This window comes from Arhodomonas sp. AD133 (assembly GCF_051195215.1).
In the GTDB taxonomy this organism is placed as follows: Bacteria; Pseudomonadota; Gammaproteobacteria; order Nitrococcales; family Nitrococcaceae; genus Arhodomonas.
This window is the reverse complement of sequence record NZ_JBNAZM010000117.1, coordinates 1-2,410: the sequence shown is the minus strand read 5'-3', so window position 1 is coordinate 2,410 and position 2,410 is coordinate 1. Positions and strand designations below refer to the sequence as shown.

General features: G+C 58.8%; 4 protein-coding genes. All 4 read right to left on the bottom strand.

All coding sequences use genetic code 11. The features are described 5' to 3' along the window. The coding region (locus tag ACPEES_RS23145; protein WP_435106825.1) for a hypothetical protein at nucleotides 1-185 on the bottom strand (185 nt) is incomplete at its 3' end. A 74-nt stretch (nucleotides 186-259) separates the two neighbouring features. After that, nucleotides 260-853 (bottom strand): hypothetical protein, encoded by a 594-nt coding sequence (locus ACPEES_RS23140; protein ID WP_435106824.1) that lies wholly within the window; start codon nucleotides 851-853, stop codon nucleotides 260-262. Continuing rightward, entirely contained in the window at nucleotides 850-1,986 is a 1,137-nt protein-coding gene (locus ACPEES_RS23135; RefSeq protein WP_435106822.1) for an outer membrane protein assembly factor BamB family protein, read from the bottom strand. Before ACPEES_RS23135 ends, ACPEES_RS23140 begins: the two co-directional genes overlap by 4 nt. Nucleotides 1,987-2,032: 46 nt before the next feature. Next, on the bottom strand, nucleotides 2,033-2,410 hold a 378-nt coding region (locus ACPEES_RS23130; protein ID WP_435106820.1), incomplete at its 5' end, for a hypothetical protein.

Here is a 2,410-nt window from a genome sequence, read left to right as displayed (position 1 = left end):
ATGGGCGCGCCGTTGGGACCGGTAATCGTGCCCCGGGCGGCCACCACCCCGGCCTTCACCCGCTGGCCCCCGGAGATCGGCGCGTACAGCGCGCTCGCCGTCTCCATGGCCAGCAGCGCCAGCGCCACCAGCGTGAGCACTGCCGCGGCACGACGTGTGTTTTTTATCGTCCCTGAAATCGCCATGGCACGTCCGTGTGGTCAATGGCCGGTGAACGCGTCTCCCCCCTATGGGCACCCCGCGTTCATCGGCGCGGCGCTCACCGCGCTTCTATCGTGCGCGCGATCAGCGGTGTCTGTGGGTGTGCTTCAATGAAGTCCTGAATGCGGCCCAGTTCTTCATAGGGATGAAGCAGCGGCGAGACGTTGGCCACGCCTTCCAGCGCGTCCGGATCCTCGAACAGGCGGTGAATGGCGCGTGCCACCGCCTCCGGCGTCAACGTCGTCTCATCCAGGGGCACCAACAGCTCGACCACCTCCGTGCGACAGCGTGCGCCCGTCACCGGCTCCTCGAGCTCGTAGTAGCACGGCACAAAGCCGTCACGGGGCCACTCGAAGCGGGTCAACGCCGCCCAGTCCAGCGGGGGCTCATCGTCGTCATGGTCGGTAGTCAGGCGCACGTCGTGGCCGTCGTGTTCCCGCAGGAACGCGCGATACGCCTCGATGTCATAGGGCCGCAGCCCCAGCGCGCTCAGCCCGTCGTAGAGCCAACCGAACGTATAGGCCGTCCCGCCCCAATCGTCGTCGGGGATGGCCGCCACCGCCAGGGACGGGGTCCCGAACACGCCACCGTCGCCGATCTCCGGCGCCTCGACGTTGCAGTCCAGGCAAAAAGTCTGGCAGCGAACGCTCATGCTTGCTCCGCTCCTTGTGGGTCATCGTCGCTTTGGAACCAAATCAGCTCCTGGGTCCGGCCACTCGCAATGAGAAAGCCGCCGGGAACGCGCACCGGCTGACTGCCGAATATCGGCGCCTCCTTGTGCTCGTAGCGCCACACGTACTCTTGGGCTTCGACGTCATAGGCGGCGATGTGGTGGCGAGACCCGCCGATGAAATACTTGTCGATCATCAGCGACCCGGCGCAGCCACTCGGGGTGAAAGGCTCGTCGAGCTGAAACTCAATCTGCCCTGTTTCAGCATCCAAGCAGTGCAGTGTGCCGGAATTTCCGAATGCGCCCTGGTTGTCATTGAAGTACAGTTTTCCGTCGCGCAAGCACATATAACGAGCCATTGGCAACCAAGCGGCAGTTACTGGTGATTTTAGTGAGGTCTCCCATAACGACTCGCCGGTACGAACGTCGAGAGCAACCATCAAGCCAAAGTCGTAACTAAGGAAAATTTTCCCGTCCACAACGGGACCTAATTTACATGGCGGTCCGCTGCGTTCCTCTGAAGGAGAAACGCCACCAGGTCGATTGCGGCGCTTTTCAAGCCTATCCGCATAACGAGATTCCAGCCATGAGAGGCTTCGAAACTCCCAAAGCACATCGCCGGATTCAATATCAATCCCGTGAAACGCTTCCAAGTCCTGCAGCACGACCATACCGTCGCCCACACGGAGATCATTATGTCCAGCGTGCTGCCCGGAGAACTCCCAGATACACTCCAACGTGCGAATGTTCAGACATCTAAGCACGTCGTCCATCGTCATCGTGAACAGATATTTCGGCGTCACCAACAACGGCCCCTCGTCTATGAGACCTGTTAGCTCTATCTCTCCACTAGACAGTTCAATTCTCTGCGTCCCCCCAGCGACGAACGCGAACCCATCACCACCTGCCGCATACACCGTCGATTCCAAATCGTCACGTGGCCCAATTTGCCACACAATATCGCCCGATGATCGATCCATGCAAACCGCCGCATTTCCAAAAAACGCGATGACGTTAGCACCACATTCATCGAGCCCTGAGCTCATCACCAAACCGTCTATCTCGACGCGTTTTTTCTTGGAAACCCCAAACGGGAAAAAGTGTCGTTTGCACACTGCTCAACCACTCCCTTTACGCCACTCTCCAAGTGAGCCTCCCCACTCATGACCCATAGGGCACCTGTTTCCCTTGAAAAACCACCAGCTGCCCCGGCTTGGGAACCTTCTGCTCGGGCCCTTTCCGCGCCGCTTCAATCATATTTTCGAAGTACCTTCTAGCCCGGCGGCGAGATTCCCAATCCCGAATACCGCCCAAGGCCTCCTTACCCGCTTTTTCCATCGCACCCAACATAGCGCCAGAGCCACCGGGACCGCCCCGGAACACAATGTGAATCTTATCCAGCTCGCGCTCTATCTCCTTATATGGCGCGTCGTGACCGATTTCCGCTATCACGTCACCGATGTCTTTTCTTAAACCGTCAACAACATTTTCAGTATTTTTTAGGCCATAATTTGATAAACTCTTGGTTTCGAAACGCCT

Excerpts from the sequence above, each read along its gene's own strand:
- ACPEES_RS23140 (WP_435106824.1), bottom strand. The coding sequence starts at position 853 with ATGAGCGTTCGCTGCCAGACTTTTTGCCTGGACTGCAACGTCGAGGCG.